Source organism: Cupriavidus sp. 10L43_2 (assembly GCF_056395265.1).
In genome coordinates, this window is sequence record NZ_JBFTJE010000008.1 from 80,584 (window position 1) to 95,282 (window position 14,699).

Genomic DNA, 14,699 nt, shown 5'->3' on the forward strand with positions numbered 1-14,699 from the left:
AGGCGCCCCCGCCGTGACTTGAGCGTTACTTGACCGGGGCCACCAGCGGCACGCCCTTCCGGACGACGTACGTCGCCAGTTCCGAGGCCTTGCCGTGCCCCACGTTCTTGGCCACGTGCGCGGTGCCGTCCGGGATGAACAGCGCCTCGCCCGCCTTCAGCGTCACCGGCGCGCGGCCCTCCAGCTGGTATTCGAGTTCGCCCGCCAGCACGTAGGCGATTTCCTCGCCCGGATGGGCATGCTTGATCGAAACCGCGCCCGGATCGAAGTCCACCCGCACCTGCACGGCTTCGCGCCCCGGCGTGCTCAGGTCGCTCTGCACCAGGTCCGTGCGGTGGAGGCCGACGTTCTGGGCGTGCGCGGCCTGGAACAGGCCGGCGCCGATCAGCAGGGCGGTAGCGGCGAGGATGCGGCTGGAGGTACGGGTCGAAGTCATGGGAAGCCTTTGCGTTGCAGTGGAAAGAGTCGCCATTGCATCGCGCTGGTGTGTGGCGGATGTATCGGGCCGGGGACGGTTCTGTATGCCGATGTACGAACGCCCGGCGCCGACATGCGGCGATACAATGTCCGCCACGCCCGCACCGCTGCGGGCCGGCGCCCTCCCCCAACGTAGGTTTCCGACTGCTACCCCATGACCGTAGACAAGCCACTTCTTGACGCCTTCGCCCCGACCGGCGTGCTGCGTGCCTCGATCAACCTGGGCAATCCGATTCTTGCGCACCGCGCGGACGCTGGTGGCGCGGGTGGCGCGGGTGGCGCGGGCGGCGTGTCCGTGGACCTGGCCGGCGCGCTGGCCGAGCGGCTGGGCGTGAAGCTCGAACTGGTGGTGGTGGAGACCGCCGGCAAGTCGGTCGATCTGGTGGCGAACGAGCAGGCCGATATCGGCTTCTTCGCCATCGACCCCAAGCGCGGCGCCAGCATCGCCTTCACGGAGCCCTACGTGCTGATCGAGGGCTACTACCTCGTGCACAACGACTCGCCGGTGCGCACCAACGCCGATGTCGATCACGCCGGCACCCGGGTGGTGGTCGGCAAGGGCAGCGCCTACGATCTGTTCCTGTCCCGCGAACTCCAGCATGCGGAGATCGTGCACGCGCCGTCGTCGCAGGAGGTGGTCCGCACCTTCCTCGAACAGGATCTCGACGTGGCCGCCGGGGTGCGCCAGCAACTGGAGGCGGATATCCGGGGCCTGCCCAACCTGCGCCTGCTGGACGAGCGCTTTATGGTGATCCGTCAGGCGATGGGCGTGCCGAAGTCTCGCGGCGACGCGGCGGCGGCCTTCCTGGCGGCGTTCGTCGAGGAGCGCAAGGCGTCCGGCGCGGTGGCGGCGGCGCTGCAGAAGCACCGCATCCAGGGCGCGACCGTGGCGCCGTTGGCGGCGGGCTAACCCATCGACGAGCCTCAGCGGCCGACGAAGGTCGGCTTGCGCTTCTCCGCGAAGGCCGTCGCCGCGTTCCGATAGTCCTCGCTCTGGTCGCTGCGGCGCGTGGCCTCCGCAATGGCGTCGCGCGCGGCATCGAGCTGGCCGGCGGCGATGGCGTTGAGCTGGAGCTTGATGCCGGCGATGGAGAGCGGCGCGTTGTCCATCATCGGACGGCCGAAGGCCATGGCGGCGGCGACCGGGTCGTCGTCGGCAGATAGCGCGTCCAGGAATCCGGCCTGATAGGCCTCTTCCGCCTGGACGAGGTCGCCGGAGAAGAGCCAGCGGCGGGCGGCACTGAGCCCGATCAGGTGCGTCAGCCGCATCAGCTGGATCGTCGGATACATCAACCCCAGCTTGGCGACCGGCACGCCGGCCCGCACGCTGCCATCCCCCACGCGGAAGTCGCAGCACATGGCCAGGCTCAGGCCGCCGCCCACGCACGCGCCTTGCACGGCGGCGATGACGGGGACCGGGCAGTCCTGCACGGCGGCGTACGCCTGCTGGATCACCGCGCGGTAGGCGTCCGCGGCCACCGGATCGGACAGCACGCTGCGGAACGCGAGGATGTCGTCCCCGGCGCAGAAGTGGCCGCCGGCCCCGGTCAGCACCACCAGTTGCAGCGCGCCCCGCTCGGCGGCGAACGCGCGGAAGCGGTCGCGCAGGTCGGTCCAGGCGGCGAGGTCACAGGCGTTGCGCCGATGGGGGCGGTTGATCGTCACGATGGCCACGCGGCCGTCGTCGCGGAACTCGGTCACGATCTCCGAGGGTTGGGTGTTCGATGCGTTCATGGCGGAATTCATGTCCAAAGTGGCGGGCGCCCCCCGGGGGGCGCCCCGTTCCTATTCCTATTCCTATTCCTATTCCTATTCCTATTGTGCGGCGATGCGGGTTTCCTGGATCACGCGCGCCCATTTGGCGACTTCGCCCTTGAGCCGGTGATCGGCATCATCGGCGCTGCCCAGCACCACGTCGATGCCCTGGGCGGCGAAGCGCGCCTTGACGTCGGGCATCTGCAGGATCTTCTGCAACTCGGCGTTGAGCCGCGTGACGATGGGCTTGGGCGTGCCCTGACGGACCAGCACGCCGTAGGTGGACGGCACCACGAAGTCCTTTAGCCCCGCCTCGGCCACCGTCGGCACGTCCGGCAGCGCGCCGATGCGCTGCGGCGTGGCCACCGCCAGCGCCCGCACCTTGCCGCTCTTGATGGCGGACAGCGCCGTGGGCCCGGTGGCGAACATGATCTGGATCTGGCCGCCCAGCAGGTCCGCCACGGCCGGCGCGGCACCCTTGTACGGCACGTGCAGCAGTTCCAGGCCGGCCTGGCGGCGGAACATCTCGCCGGCTACGTGCTCGATCGAACCATTGCCGGACGACCCGAAGGCCAGCGTGTTGGGCTTGGCCTGGGCCAGCCGGATCAGGTCCTGCACGCTGTTGGCCGGGAGGTCATGGCTCACCAGCAGCACGATCGGCAGGTTGCCGACAATCGCCACCGGCGTGAAGTCGCCGGTGAGGTTGTAGCCGTTGGCCTTCTGCAGCAGGGCGGCGTTGATCGAATAGGAGGTCAGCGCGGCCATCAGCACCGTGTAGCCGTCCGGCGCGGACCGGGCGACGAACTGCGCGCCAATGTTGCCGGAGAACCCGGGCTTGTTGTCCACCACCACGGGACGGCCCAGGCTCTCGGCAAGCTTCTGGCCCAACAGGCGCCCCACCACGTCGACGGCACCGCCGGCGGGATAGGGAACGACCAGGTTGACCGGTTTTTCGGGGTACTTTTCCTGCGCGATGGCCGGCGCGGCCATGAAGGCCACAGCACAGGCCGACGCACAGGCCAGGAGGATGTTCGTGGCCAGCGTGGCGACGCGTGCCGGGGTACTGCGACCAGACTTTGACAGCATGGAAAGACTCCACTGAGACGAAAGGACGCACCGGCCGGGAAACCTCGCCCGACCGGGGGGGCATGCCCAAGGGGGCATCAGGGCATCAGGGCATCAGCCGCGGGCCTTGCCGACGCGATAGCCGCTCTGTTCGAGGTCCCAGACGCCCGCCACATCGCGGGACAGCAGCTTCTTCTGGATGCGCTGCGTGGGCGTTTTCGGGAATTCGTCGATAAAGGCCACGTAGCGCGGCACCTGGAAGTACGGCATGCGCGACTCGGACCACTGGATCAGCGCGAGCGGGTCGAGCGTCCCGCCGCCCTCCTGCCGCACGCGGATGAAGATCTTGAGTTCGTCCTCGCCCAGATCGCTCGGCACGCCGACCAGCGCGCACTCCTCCACCAGCGGGTGCTCGGCGATCACCCGCTCCACCTCCCACGCGGAAATATTGATGCCCCGCCGCCGCACGGTGTCCTTCTTGCGGCCGGCGAAGGTCAGGAAGCCGTCCGCATCGCGCCGTGCCAGATCGCCCGTGCAGAACCATTCGCCGCGCATGGCCGAGGCCTCGGCCTCGGGGTTGCGGAAGTAGCCCAGGAAGGCCAGCCCCGGCGCGTTGGCGCGCACGACGATTTCGCCCGGCTCGCCCACCGGCACGGTACGCCCGTCATCGTCGGTCAGGTCCACGTCGAAGTAGCCGAGCGGCTTGCCGATGGAGCCCGCCGGGCCCGCCGGATTGACCGTAACGAAGGTGATCATCTCGCTCAGGCCGTAGCCCTCGCGCATCTCCACGCCAAAGCGTTCGGAGAACGCCTTCCACAGCTCCGGCGGGCACCCACCGCCCCACGCCACGCGCACCTTGTGGTCTCGGTCGTTGTCACGCGGCGGCTGCTTGAGCAGCATCGGCACCACGCTGCCGAGATAGTGGATGTGGGTCACGCCATGGCGCCGCACCTGATCCCAGAACTGCGAGGCGCTGAATCGATCGACCATGGCCAGCGTGGTGCGCTCGATCAGCGCGGAGATCAGCACAGCCACCCCGGCGCCGTGGTGCAGCGACTCCCACAGCAGGAAGACGTCGCCGGCCTGCGCGCCGGTCAGCCGCAGGATGCCCATCGGGCCCGCGCGCAGCGTGCGGTCGGACTTCAGCACGCCCTTCGGGGCGCCGGTGGTGCCGGAACTGGGGGTCAGCGCCAGGATGTCGTCCGGCTGGGTGACGTGGGCCGGCGGCGTTTCCGGGCGCGCCGCGAAGGTGGCGAAGTCGTCCCGGCCCTGCCCTGCCCCGCGCCACAGCACCGACATCGACGGCCGGTCCTGCCGGATGGGCGAGAGCGCCTCGGCATAGTCCGCGTCGGCCAGCACCGCGGCCGGCTCGAACTGCTCGAACAGGTGCGACAGGGCGGCGCCGTGCAGATGCACGTTCACCGAGACCCGCACCAGCCCCAGCCGCGCCAGCGCCAGGATGGCGACGATATGGTCCGGGTGGCTCGGCAGCATCAGCGCCACGCGGTCCCCCGGCTGGAGGCCGGCTGCGGCGAGGCCGTTGGCCACCTGGTTCACGCGCCGGTCGAGGGCGGCAATCGTCAGCACCTCGTCGTGGAAGCGGCAGTAGATGTCGTCAGGCGTTTCCCGCGCGCGGCGGGCAAGCAGCGCGGAAATGGTTTCCGAGGCGACCGGGGGAATATCGATGTGAGTTTCCGAAGACATGGGAGATGGCAGGACAGCGTTGATCTGATCGACAGGAAGGACTCGGGCGGCTCAGGCGGCGGTGGCGCGGCGGCGTTCGCGCTCGGCGAAGAACGCTTCCATCATGCGCGCCGGTTCGCCCGAGGCATAGGATTCGCGGTGGATGCGGATACCGGCCTCGATGGCATCGCGGAAGCCGGCTTCGGTCATTTCCTGCAGGCGGGCCTTGTCGAGCTTCATGGCCACCGGCGGCTTGCCGGCCAGCGACTCGGCGATCTCCATGGCGCGGGCGTGCACCGCCTCGCGCGGCACCAGATAGTGGATCAGGCCGATGGCGTGGCACTCCGTCGCGTCCATCATCCGGCCGGTCAGCGTCAGCTCGATGGTGCGCGACAGGCCGAGCATCTCGCGCATGATCCACGGTCCCGTGACGCTGGCGATGCCGGCGTTGATCTCGGGCTGGCCCATCTGCACTTCCGGGTGGCCGACGCGGATGTCGCCCAGCAACGCCACCTGGAACGCCGAGCCGGCGGCGGTGCCGTTCAGGGCCATCACCAGCGGCTTGGGCAGGCTGCGCAGCGTGTCGTAGAAGGTTTCCCATTCACGCAGCCAGACTTCGGCGCGGTCGGCGTCGAAGTCATGCGCCTCTTCGAGATCCTGGCCGGCGGAGAAAGCCCGCTCGCCGGCACCGGTCATGACGATGGCGCCAATCGCCACGTCCTGGGCGAAGGCGCCCAGCGCCGACAGGATCTCGCCGCGCATGGCGGTGTGCCAGGCGTTGAGGCGCTCCGGGCGATTGAGGGTGATCACGCCGATGGCGCCGATGCGTTCTGCCTTGATGTCTCGGTACATAGTTATCGCATAGAAATAGTAGTTAGTGAATCGAAATATAAAGACATCGCGGCGGCGGTGCAACCGGTTTTCGACTAAGGGTTTACCCGCGTCTATTTGGCGCAAACGGGTGAAAGTGGGCGTGCCGCGTCGCTACGGCATGCAAAAGGGGGACCACGTCGGGGGCGAAGCTGGCGCGCAGTCACCGGGGGGCGGTGACTGCGCGGGGGAATGACAGGGGAAGGGGTAAGGCGGGCGAGGAGGCGGGAGAACTCAGGCGCGGCTGGAGATGGCGCGGCCGGCGGCAATCAGCAGCGACGCGACGCGCTGCTCGTCTTCCGCGCCCTTCCAGCGGGCCCGCGACACCGCGACATTGATCGCGCCGCGCGGCCGGCCATCGGACCCGACGATCACCACGGCGGTGGCAATATCGCCGATATACATCTCGTCTTCGGTATGGGCGTAGCCGTTGCGCCGGATGGTTTCCAGCCGCTTCAGGATGGCGTCCGGCGCGAAGATGGTGTGCTGCGTGTACGGCACGAGATCGGACTTGGCCAGGATCTCCCGCACTTCGTCATCGGGCAGCGCGCTGAGGATGGCGAGGCCGGACGAGGTGCAATAGGCTGGCAGCCGCGTGCCGACGATGACATCGGGCGTCAGCACGTGGCGGCTGACAAAACGCTGCACGAACACGATTTCCGTGCCGTCGAGCAGCGTCAGGTTGACCGTCTCCTCGGTTTCCAGCGACAGGTGCTGGAGGAACGGCGTGGCCAGCCCGACCAGCTCGTTGGCGGCGATGAACTGGTAGCCGAAGTCGAGCATGCGCGGCGACAGCGAATAGGTCTTCGCCGCCGCGTCGCGCCGCAGCAGGTTGAGGTGGGTCAGCGTATGGGTGAAGCGCTGCGCCGCGCTCATGTCCAGCTCGGCCAGCGCCGCGATCTGGGTCAGCGACAGTTCGCGCCGGCGTGCATCGAACACGCTCAGCACGCGCAGGGCCTTCTCCACGGAATTGACGAAGAGCGACGACTCGTCGCCCGCGCTGTCTCCCTTCTTGGCCCCTTCGGCAGCGGCGGGCGCGCTGGGCGTGGCTTCCGCGCTGCGCTTCGTCCGGGTTCGCTTGGTGGTGGGCTCGTTCGTTGGCATTCGAGGATAATCGTTAGCGGATTGCAATACATCATTATTGCATTGTCCGGTAACGATCCCACCCGCCCACCCGCCGCCTCACCCCCCGAACAGCTTCGCGGGCACCGTCACCAGCGCCGGGAACACCACCATCAAAAACATGATGGCGAACTCGGCGATCATGAACGGCACCACGCCCCGGGTGACCTCGTCCATCTTCATGCGCCCCACGCCGGCCACCACGTTCAGCACCGTGCCGACGGGCGGGGTGACCAGTCCGATCGAGTTGTTGATGATGAACATCACGCCGAAGTAGACCGGGTCGATGCCGGCCGCCTTGATCACGGGCATCAGCACCGGGGTCAGGATCAGGATGGTCGGCGTCATGTCCATGGCCGTGCCGACGATCATCACCAGCACCATGATCGCCGCCATCAGCAGGATCTTGTTGCCCATGAAGGGCTGGAGCAGGTCCACCACCTTGGACGGCAGGTCCGCCACGGTGATCAGCCAGGCGCTGACCATGGCCGCCGCGATCAGGAACATGACCACGGCGCTGGTCTTGGCCGCCGTGACGAAGATCTGGCGCAACTGGGCGAAGCCCAGCTCGCGGTAGACCACCATCGACACGAACAGGGCATACGCCGCCGCCACCACGGCGGCTTCCGTGGGCGTGAACACGCCCATGCGCAGCCCGACCAGGATGATGACCGGCAGCATCAGCGCCCACAGCGCATGGCGGAACGCCGCCAGGATCTCCGCGCGCGACTTGCGCGGCGGCGGCTCCAGGTGCTCGCGCCGTGCCAGCCAGGCCCAGGTGAGCCAGAGCGCCACGCCGATCAGCAAACCCGGCACGATGGCGGCGAGGAACAGCTTCGAGATCGACACATTGGCGGCCACGCCGAAGATCACCAGCCCGATGCTCGGCGGAATGACCGGGCCGATGACGCCCGTGGCGGCAATCAGCCCGCCCGCCGTTTCCTTCTTGTGGCCGGCGCTGACCATCATCGGCAGCAGCAGCGCGGTCAGCGCGGCGGCGTCCGCCACGGCCGAGCCGGAGAGTGCCGAGAGCAGGCAGCCGGCCATGATCGTGACGTAGCCCAGCCCGCCCTTGATATGGCCGACCAGCGCCAGCGCCAGATCGACAATCCGGCGCGACAGCCCGCCCACGTTCATGATCTCGCCGGCCAGCATGAAGAACGGCACCGCCAGCAGCGGGAAGCTGTCGGCGCCGCCGATCACGTTCTGCGCCAGGATCTGGGCGTCGAACATGTCCAGGTGCCACATCAGGGCCACGCCGCTGGCCAGCAGCGCGAAGGCAATCGGCATGCCGATCAGCATGGCGCCCAGCAGCGAGCCGATAAAGACGGTGATGGTCATGCGCGCCTCCCGGTGCTGCCGAGGTCCGCGGCGTCCGCCGCGTCCGCCTGGTCGAGAATCTGCTTCATCTGCACCGCTTCCTCGGATTCCTGCACCATGACCAGCTCGTCCTCGGTGAGCCTGCCGGACAGCAGGCGCCAGAGATCGAGCGCGATGATGACGGCCGCGAGCACCGAAAACACGATGCCGGCCGCGTAGACAATCGCCATCGGGGCGCCGGTCACCGGGGCCGTCACGTCGAGATTGATGACTGCCTGGTCCCAGCTACCCTTGCACAGCAGCACCACGATGTAGAGCATCAGCACCTGGCTGACCACCAGGCACACCTTCTTGCCCCAGGCGGGCAGCTTGCCGACCAGCATGTCCACCCCCAGGTGCCCCCGTTCCTTGAGCGCGATGACCGCCCCCAGGAAGGTGAGCCAGATGAACATCCAGCGCGACACCTCCTCCGACACCGTAATGCCCGAGTTGAAGCCGTAGCGCAGCACCACGTTGCCGAACACCAGCACCACCATCACCGCGAGCAGCAGCGCGATGCCGGCCTCCAGCACGCGGCAGATTCCATCGATCAAGCGACCCATGATGATCCGCGCCGCCTAGGACTTGGCGTCGGAGACCAGCCCGACCAGCGCGCGCAGCCCCGCCAGGTAGGAATGCACGCCCAGGCCCTGGATGGTGCCCTTCACTGCCGGCGAGATGATCGAATGCGCGCGCCAGGTTTCCCGGGCCGCGATGTTCGACATGTGGATTTCCAGCGACGGAAACGGCATGGCCTTGATCGCATCGTGCAGCGGCACGCCGTGCTGGGTCAGGCCGGCGGGGTTGATGAGGGCGCCCTGGGCGGCGTCGATGTGCGCGTGCAGGAAATCGATCAGCGCACCTTCATGGTTGGACTGGATCGTGGCCAGTTCCACGCCCAGTTCGGCGGCCAGCGCCGCCAGGCGTTCGTTGATCTGATCGAGCGTGGTGGTGCCGTAGATATGCGGCTCCCGGCGGCCGAACAGGTTCAGGTTCGGGCCGTGCAGAACGAGGATTTTCATGATGTATTGGCGAGGGCGTCGGGGATGGCGGGGGCGGCGCGCTTACTTGCGCAGGCGCCGGATCTCGTCGTTGTAGAGCTTCACGGTGGCCGGGTCGTAGCTGGCCATGAAATGGTCGGTGACCGGCTTGACCACCTGCTGCATGCGCGCACGTTCCGCCGGCGTCACATCGTTGTACTGGATGCCCTTGGCGCGCAGCTCGCCCACGGCCTTCTGCGCGGCGGCGCGGCTCACCTGGCGCTGATAGACGCGCGCTTCGTCGGCGGCCTCGTTCATGATCTTCTGCTCGGCCGGCGAGAGCTTGTCCCAGAACTTCTTGCTGACGAGCACGATGTTGGCGGCGTACACGTGGTTGGTGGCGCTCACGTACTTCTGCACTTCATAGAACTTGTTCGAAAGAATCACCGCGAAGGGGTTCTCCTGGCCATCCACCGCCTTGGATTCCAGCGCGCCATACAGCTCGGCGAACGGCATCGGCACCGGGTTGGCCTTGAACGCCTTGAAGGTGTCGAGAAACACCGGGTTCGGGATCACGCGGATCTTCAGGCCCTCGAAGTCCTCCGGCCGGGCAATCGGTCGCTTGGAATTGGTGACGTTGCGGAAGCCCAGATCCCAGAAGCCCAGCGCCACCAGCCCTTTCTCGGGCAGCCGGGCGATCAGCGCCTTGCCGAGCGGGCCGTCCAGCAGCGCGTCCGCCTGCTCGAAGCTGCCCACCGAGAACGGCAGGTCGATCAGGCCGAACTCCTTGACGATGCCCGCCAGCGAGGTGGACGCCGGGGCCGACATCTCCTGCACCCCGCCCTGCAGGGCCGATTGCTGCTGCATCTCGTTGCCGAGCTGCGAGGCCGGGAATTCCTTCACCTTCAGCTTGCCGCCGCTCTTGGCGGCCAGCAGCTCCCCGAACTTCTTCACGCCGAAGCTGACCGGATGGTCGGGATTGTTCAGATGGCCGAAGCGGACGGTGCGCTCCTGGATGTCCTGCGCCATGGCCGTGGCGGCGATGGTACCCAGCGCGGCGGCCAGCGCCAGCCGAAGGATGGTCTTCCTCATGCCTTGTCTCCTCGATGTCTTTTTTCTGGGCGGGTGGTGGCCAAGTATCGGTACCAATATTGGGGCCGATCCCGATGGCTCCCCCGCAGTGAGTGGAATACTATTCCACATGGAATCAGTTTCCACTTGGGGTTAGTATCTAGCCCACCCTCATCGCCCTAACACCACCTTTATCGATATGGCCGGAGTACTCGAACGCGCACTTGCCGTGATGGAACACCTCGCCACGCAGCCGGAAGGCGTGCCGCTGGCATCCATCGCGCAGGAACTGGAGATCCCGCAGAGCGCGGCGCATCGCCTGCTGAACGAACTGGTGCGCTGCGGCTATGTGCGCCAGCTCCGCGACCATGGCGACTACGCGCTGACCGCCCGCGTGGCGTCCATCGGCCTGAGCTACCTGAGTGCCACGGGTATCGTCGACATCGCCCAGCCGCTGGTGGACCGGCTGGCGCAGATTTCGGGGGAACTGGTGCGGCTGGCCATCGTGGATGGCGAGCACCTGACGTGGGTGGCCAAGGCGCAGGGCGCCCGGCATGGTTTGCGCTACGACCCGGACATGGGCATGGACGCCCGGCTGTCTTGCAGCGCGTCCGGCCACGCCTGGATGCTGACGATGAGCGACGAGCGCGCCATCGAGCTGGTCACGCGGCAGGGCTTCGGCTCGCCTGAGGAATATGGTCCGAACGCGCCGACCACCATCGGCGCGCTGCTGACGATGCTGCACGAGAACCGCGCGCGCGGCTTTGCGATGATCAACGAGGTGTTCGCGCCCGGCATGACGGCGATGGCCGCGCCGGTCAAGCGCAAGGAGCGCGATCCGATTGGCGTGCTGAGCATCGCCGGACCGGCCGTGCGGCTGACCGAGGCGCGCATGACCGCGCTGGGCCCCGACCTGCTGGCCGCCGCCGACGAACTCGCGCTGGCCAGCCTGGCCTCGCCGATGTTCCGCACACGCTTTCCGCTACAGGGCCGCAACAACGAGGACAACTCGGCCGCGGCCTGACCTTCAGGGGCGCCGTTCCTTCAAGCCTCCATGCCGCGCAGGCACAGGCTCATCAGCCCCATGCGCCCGCGCACGCCAAGCTTGGTGAAGACCCGGGCGACATGCGCCTGCGTGGTGGATGCCGTCAGGCCCAGCCGTCCGGCGATCTGGTTCTCGGAAGCTGCCGTCAGCAGCAACATCAGCACCTGCTGCTCGCAGGGCTCCAATACATTCAGCAAGGCGGCGGGAATCAGGTGGTCGCAGGTGGGCTGCCGCAAGGCGGTGACGTCGTGCGCCACGCCGAAGCGCAGTTGATGCGTCTCCAGCCAGCGGGCGGACCATGAGAAGTGAACGTCACTACCGTCGCGGTGCTGGTAGCGGTTCTCGAATCCGGTGCGCCGATTCCCGGCCATCACCGTGCCCGCTTCCCGGAGCGTCCGGTCGCGGTCATGCGGCGCTACCAGTTCGATCATGGTCTGGCCGATGATGGCGGCCTGGGACAGGCCCAGGCTATCCGCGCACCGGGCGTTGGCGTAGCGGATCTTCCCAGCCTTGTCGACCAGGAACACCGTGTCTGGCAAGCTGTCCGCCAGCGTCAGGATCGCGTCTTCCGCCAAGCGTTCAATCATGTGTACCGATCCCCGGGGCCGCGACAAAGCCATCGCGACAATGTGGCCGATCATGCCAGAGGATCGGCGTTCACTCCAGCGGCACTGGCCCTACGTCTCGTCCTTCACCGCGTGCACGATGTTGTCGCGCAGCGCGATGACCTCCTTCTGCAGCTTGGCGAAGGCCGGCGGCGTCAGCCCGCATGCCGACATCAAGTCGGTGCTGGCCGCCTTCTCCCGCACGCGTCGACCGCTCTTCGTCAGGCTCACGCGCACCTGCCGCTCGTTCTCCGGGTCGCGCTTGCGTTCGACGTGGCCCATCGCTTCCAGCTTCTTGAGGATGGGTGTCAGCGTGTTCGACTCCAGGAAAAGCTTTTCGCCGAGGCCGCTGACGGTCTGGCCGTCCGCCTCCGACAGCGCCACCAGGGTGACGTACTGGGTGTAGGTGAGCCCGAGCTTGTCCAGCACGGGCCGGTAAAGCTTGCCGAAGGCAAGGTTCGTCGAGTAGACCGCGAAGCACAGGAAGTCCGACAGCGGGGTATCCGCGGCGCTTGTCTCATCAATGGGTTTCATCTGCTTCCTCGTCGTGATGGGCCGATGGCAAAGAATACATCGTATGCGACGCAATCGTAAGCGCTGAGCGCCTTCCCCGGCCCACCGCCGCGCCGCCCGCCGGGTTTCTTCACGCGCGCCGTACAAACGCCTTGACTTGCCCGGTCCCGTGAACCATTATGCAACGCATGCGATTACATCGCATGCGATTTGTTAAATCACACTAGATTCAGCGAGACCCTCACACATCATGACCAAGATCGAAAAAGTACTGTTCACCGGCAAGACCCACACCACCGGCAGCAAGGGTGGCCCCCGCCATCACGGCAACGTCGACCTCCATCTCACCACGCCGGGCAACGACACGGCGCCGACCTATGCCTATGAAGCGGTGCAGTCCCACCCGACGGCCGAACAGCTCTTCGCGGGCGCATGGTCGGCCTGTTATATCGCCGCGCTGGGCCTCGCGGCCAAGGAGTTGAAGGTGGCGGTGCCGGCCGATCTGTCGGTCGAGATCGAGGTGGATCTGGGCATGGCTGGCGCGGACTACTTCCTGCAGGGCCGCATCCACGTCAACCTGCCCGGCGTGGCGCAAGAGGCGGCCGAAGCCGTGGCGCACCGCGCCGATGCCATCTGCCCGTACTCGAAGGCCACGCGCGGCAATATCGACGTCACGCTGACCGTCGCGACGGCGTAACGGGGGATAAGGGGGATAAGGGGGGTCATGGCGCAACCGCTTCCGCGTTGCGCCATGCCTGCACGAAGGCACGCAGGGTCGTCGCGGAGGCATCGCTGACGGCCCAGTACTGCATGCCGCCTGCCGCCCAGCGCTGTAGCTGGTAGCCCTGCTGCACGGCTTCGCCGCTGCCGCCCGGCCCACGCTGCGCGTCTGGCAGCACGAACACGTCGATCGGATGCCCATCGCGCCGATAGACCAGCACGGCCACCCGGTGGCCATCCACATAGTCGAGCCGGCCGCCCAGCAGCGGGAACCCGGCGCTCGCCAGGTCGCGGACCTCCGGCGCGTAGTCGACACGGCCGTTGAACCACGGCTTCACCACATGCATATTGGACGACGCCACATCGATGGCGTGGTTCGAAATCAGACCGCGTACGTGGCTCGTCACCACGGCGTCGGCCATGCCTTCCGCCGGAGACTGCCGCATGGCGTGCTGCTGGAGGCCCAGGCCGACGGCGAACACCGTGACGCCCGCCATGGCCGCGTTGATGGCGGGCGACCACGTGAACCAGCGGCGCCAGCCTTCCGACGAGGGGGGCGAGGGCGACGCGTCGGCGTCCGGCGCGATGGCCGCGTCGCCGGGCAGCGCAGCCACGATGCGCGCGCGCAAGTCGGCGGACGCGCGGTGATAGTGCGCGCCGTGGCGCGTCGCCGCGCGCAGCGCCTGGAGATTGCGCAGGCAGGCCACGCACTGGTCGCAGTCTTCGAGATGTCGTTCCAGCCGCACACTGTCAGCCGCGCCGACTTCCCCGTCGGCGCAGGCCTGCAGGAGCAACTGCGCGTCATGGCAATCCATGTTTCGTATCTCCGGGGGGATGAGCGGGTGGCACGTCCGCAAGGTCCTGGCGCTCCGCCGGCGCGGCGGCAACCGGCACCTCGCCACGCAGCGCCGTGACGGTGGCGGCCAGCATGCGCCGGCCCCGCGCCAGTCGGGACATCACCGTGCCGACCGGTATTTGCGCGATGCGGGCGATATCGCGGTAGTGCAGTTCCTCCAATTCACGCAGGACGATGACTTCGCGGAAGACCACCGGCAGCCGCGCCAGCGCCGCATGGACCAGCCGCACATCCTCCTCGCGCATCAGCCATTGCTCCGGGTCCGTGGCGGCGCCATGCCAGTCCGGCAGCGCGGTGTCCATCTCGCCTTCCTCATAGTCCGTTTCCGCCGCGCCCCGGCGCTTCTCGCAGGTCGTGAACCACGTATTGCGGACGATGGCCAGCAGCCAGGGCCGCGGCTGGTCGCCCCGAAAGCTGCCGAACAGCCGGAACGCGCGCAGGAACGCCTCCTGCACCACGTCCTCCGCATCGCCCGTGTTGCCGCACAGCCACCGGGCGAGGTTGTAGGCGGCGTCCAGGTGCGGCAGCACGAGGGCGTCGAAGCGGCGGCGCGTGGCAGGGGCGTCCACGTCAGTCCT

The 14,699-nt window shown here is 67.7% G+C and carries 17 protein-coding genes; 3 read left to right on the top strand and 14 right to left on the bottom strand.

The window, feature by feature from the left end; all coding sequences use genetic code 11:
• Positions 1-25 precede the first annotated feature (25 nt).
• Positions 26-436: a cupin domain-containing protein gene (locus AC1DEL_RS13740; RefSeq protein ID WP_477125357.1), complete on the bottom strand. Its 411-nt coding sequence runs from the start codon at positions 434-436 to the stop codon at positions 26-28.
• Positions 437-631: 195 nt separating this feature from the next.
• Here AC1DEL_RS13740 and AC1DEL_RS13745 point away from each other — a divergent pair, with 195 nt between their 5' ends.
• The gene (locus AC1DEL_RS13745; protein WP_454757573.1) at positions 632-1,387 is read left to right on the top strand and encodes a transporter substrate-binding domain-containing protein; all 756 of its coding nucleotides are present in this window, start codon (positions 632-634) and stop codon (positions 1,385-1,387) included.
• Between the two features lie 14 nt (positions 1,388-1,401).
• On the opposite strand, the gene AC1DEL_RS13750 is transcribed toward AC1DEL_RS13745, so the two are convergent.
• The 9 genes from AC1DEL_RS13750 to AC1DEL_RS13790 form a co-directional block, all read right to left on the bottom strand.
• Positions 1,402-2,211, bottom strand: a complete 810-nt coding sequence (locus tag AC1DEL_RS13750; RefSeq protein ID WP_477125356.1) for an enoyl-CoA hydratase/isomerase family protein — start codon at positions 2,209-2,211, stop codon at positions 1,402-1,404.
• Between the two features lie 81 nt (positions 2,212-2,292).
• Complete coding sequence (locus AC1DEL_RS13755) at positions 2,293-3,318, bottom strand: Bug family tripartite tricarboxylate transporter substrate binding protein (RefSeq protein ID WP_441644477.1); 1,026 nt, start codon at positions 3,316-3,318, stop codon at positions 2,293-2,295.
• 93 nt (positions 3,319-3,411) lie between these two features.
• A complete protein-coding gene (locus tag AC1DEL_RS13760; RefSeq protein ID WP_477125355.1) occupies positions 3,412-5,001 on the bottom strand; it encodes an AMP-binding protein in 1,590 nt (529 codons plus the stop codon).
• Between the two features lie 51 nt (positions 5,002-5,052).
• Positions 5,053-5,832: an enoyl-CoA hydratase/isomerase family protein gene (locus AC1DEL_RS13765; RefSeq protein WP_477125354.1), complete on the bottom strand. Its 780-nt coding sequence runs from the start codon at positions 5,830-5,832 to the stop codon at positions 5,053-5,055.
• 252 nt (positions 5,833-6,084) lie between these two features.
• Positions 6,085-6,954: an IclR family transcriptional regulator gene (locus AC1DEL_RS13770; protein WP_092295678.1), complete on the bottom strand. Its 870-nt coding sequence runs from the start codon at positions 6,952-6,954 to the stop codon at positions 6,085-6,087.
• Positions 6,955-7,032: 78 nt separating this feature from the next.
• The gene (locus AC1DEL_RS13775; RefSeq protein WP_477125353.1) at positions 7,033-8,313 is read right to left on the bottom strand and encodes a TRAP transporter large permease subunit; all 1,281 of its coding nucleotides are present in this window, start codon (positions 8,311-8,313) and stop codon (positions 7,033-7,035) included.
• A complete protein-coding gene (locus tag AC1DEL_RS13780; RefSeq protein WP_454757569.1) occupies positions 8,310-8,894 on the bottom strand; it encodes a TRAP transporter small permease in 585 nt (194 codons plus the stop codon). The genes AC1DEL_RS13775 and AC1DEL_RS13780 overlap by 4 nt, the downstream gene beginning before the upstream one ends.
• Positions 8,895-8,909: 15 nt before the next feature.
• Positions 8,910-9,353 carry a type II 3-dehydroquinate dehydratase gene (locus tag AC1DEL_RS13785; RefSeq protein ID WP_092295687.1) on the bottom strand — a complete coding sequence of 148 codons (444 nt, stop codon included), beginning with the start codon at positions 9,351-9,353 and terminating at the stop codon, positions 8,910-8,912.
• A gap of 42 nt (positions 9,354-9,395) precedes the next feature.
• Positions 9,396-10,403 carry a TRAP transporter substrate-binding protein gene (locus AC1DEL_RS13790; RefSeq protein WP_477125352.1) on the bottom strand — a complete coding sequence of 336 codons (1,008 nt, stop codon included), beginning with the start codon at positions 10,401-10,403 and terminating at the stop codon, positions 9,396-9,398.
• Positions 10,404-10,581: 178 nt separating this feature from the next.
• Between AC1DEL_RS13790 and AC1DEL_RS13795 the strand changes: the two genes are divergently transcribed.
• Positions 10,582-11,406, top strand: a complete 825-nt coding sequence (locus AC1DEL_RS13795; protein WP_092295693.1) for an IclR family transcriptional regulator — start codon at positions 10,582-10,584, stop codon at positions 11,404-11,406.
• 20 nt (positions 11,407-11,426) lie between these two features.
• On the opposite strand, the gene AC1DEL_RS13800 is transcribed toward AC1DEL_RS13795, so the two are convergent.
• Positions 11,427-12,014: a PAS domain S-box protein gene (locus AC1DEL_RS13800; RefSeq protein ID WP_177219940.1), complete on the bottom strand. Its 588-nt coding sequence runs from the start codon at positions 12,012-12,014 to the stop codon at positions 11,427-11,429.
• A gap of 90 nt (positions 12,015-12,104) precedes the next feature.
• Positions 12,105-12,566 carry a MarR family winged helix-turn-helix transcriptional regulator gene (locus tag AC1DEL_RS13805; protein ID WP_092295696.1) on the bottom strand — a complete coding sequence of 154 codons (462 nt, stop codon included), beginning with the start codon at positions 12,564-12,566 and terminating at the stop codon, positions 12,105-12,107.
• Positions 12,567-12,795: 229 nt separating this feature from the next.
• Between AC1DEL_RS13805 and AC1DEL_RS13810 the strand changes: the two genes are divergently transcribed.
• Positions 12,796-13,242 carry an Ohr family peroxiredoxin gene (locus tag AC1DEL_RS13810; protein WP_092295699.1) on the top strand — a complete coding sequence of 149 codons (447 nt, stop codon included), beginning with the start codon at positions 12,796-12,798 and terminating at the stop codon, positions 13,240-13,242.
• Between the two features lie 25 nt (positions 13,243-13,267).
• Here the strand turns inward: AC1DEL_RS13810 and AC1DEL_RS13815 are convergent, their stop codons facing one another.
• On the bottom strand, positions 13,268-14,080 hold the full coding sequence (locus tag AC1DEL_RS13815) for an anti-sigma factor family protein (RefSeq protein ID WP_441592614.1): 813 nt from the start codon (positions 14,078-14,080) through the stop codon (positions 13,268-13,270).
• Positions 14,067-14,690 carry an RNA polymerase sigma factor gene (locus AC1DEL_RS13820; protein ID WP_441592615.1) on the bottom strand — a complete coding sequence of 208 codons (624 nt, stop codon included), beginning with the start codon at positions 14,688-14,690 and terminating at the stop codon, positions 14,067-14,069. The genes AC1DEL_RS13815 and AC1DEL_RS13820 overlap by 14 nt, the downstream gene beginning before the upstream one ends.
• Positions 14,691-14,699 lie beyond the last annotated feature (9 nt).

Excerpts from the sequence above, each read along its gene's own strand:
- AC1DEL_RS13740 (WP_477125357.1), bottom strand. The coding sequence starts at position 436 with ATGACTTCGACCCGTACCTCCAGCCGCATCCTCGCCGCTACCGCCCTG.
- AC1DEL_RS13745 (WP_454757573.1), top strand. The coding sequence starts at position 632 with ATGACCGTAGACAAGCCACTTCTTGACGCCTTCGCCCCGACCGGCGTG.
- AC1DEL_RS13750 (WP_477125356.1), bottom strand. The coding sequence starts at position 2,211 with ATGAACGCATCGAACACCCAACCCTCGGAGATCGTGACCGAGTTCCGC.
- AC1DEL_RS13755 (WP_441644477.1), bottom strand. The coding sequence starts at position 3,318 with ATGCTGTCAAAGTCTGGTCGCAGTACCCCGGCACGCGTCGCCACGCTG.
- AC1DEL_RS13760 (WP_477125355.1), bottom strand. The coding sequence starts at position 5,001 with ATGTCTTCGGAAACTCACATCGATATTCCCCCGGTCGCCTCGGAAACC.
- AC1DEL_RS13765 (WP_477125354.1), bottom strand. The coding sequence starts at position 5,832 with ATGTACCGAGACATCAAGGCAGAACGCATCGGCGCCATCGGCGTGATC.
- AC1DEL_RS13770 (WP_092295678.1), bottom strand. The coding sequence starts at position 6,954 with ATGCCAACGAACGAGCCCACCACCAAGCGAACCCGGACGAAGCGCAGC.
- AC1DEL_RS13775 (WP_477125353.1), bottom strand. The coding sequence starts at position 8,313 with ATGACCATCACCGTCTTTATCGGCTCGCTGCTGGGCGCCATGCTGATC.
- AC1DEL_RS13780 (WP_454757569.1), bottom strand. The coding sequence starts at position 8,894 with ATGGGTCGCTTGATCGATGGAATCTGCCGCGTGCTGGAGGCCGGCATC.
- AC1DEL_RS13785 (WP_092295687.1), bottom strand. The coding sequence starts at position 9,353 with ATGAAAATCCTCGTTCTGCACGGCCCGAACCTGAACCTGTTCGGCCGC.
- AC1DEL_RS13790 (WP_477125352.1), bottom strand. The coding sequence starts at position 10,403 with ATGAGGAAGACCATCCTTCGGCTGGCGCTGGCCGCCGCGCTGGGTACC.
- AC1DEL_RS13795 (WP_092295693.1), top strand. The coding sequence starts at position 10,582 with ATGGCCGGAGTACTCGAACGCGCACTTGCCGTGATGGAACACCTCGCC.
- AC1DEL_RS13800 (WP_177219940.1), bottom strand. The coding sequence starts at position 12,014 with ATGATTGAACGCTTGGCGGAAGACGCGATCCTGACGCTGGCGGACAGC.
- AC1DEL_RS13805 (WP_092295696.1), bottom strand. The coding sequence starts at position 12,566 with ATGAAACCCATTGATGAGACAAGCGCCGCGGATACCCCGCTGTCGGAC.
- AC1DEL_RS13810 (WP_092295699.1), top strand. The coding sequence starts at position 12,796 with ATGACCAAGATCGAAAAAGTACTGTTCACCGGCAAGACCCACACCACC.
- AC1DEL_RS13815 (WP_441592614.1), bottom strand. The coding sequence starts at position 14,080 with ATGGATTGCCATGACGCGCAGTTGCTCCTGCAGGCCTGCGCCGACGGG.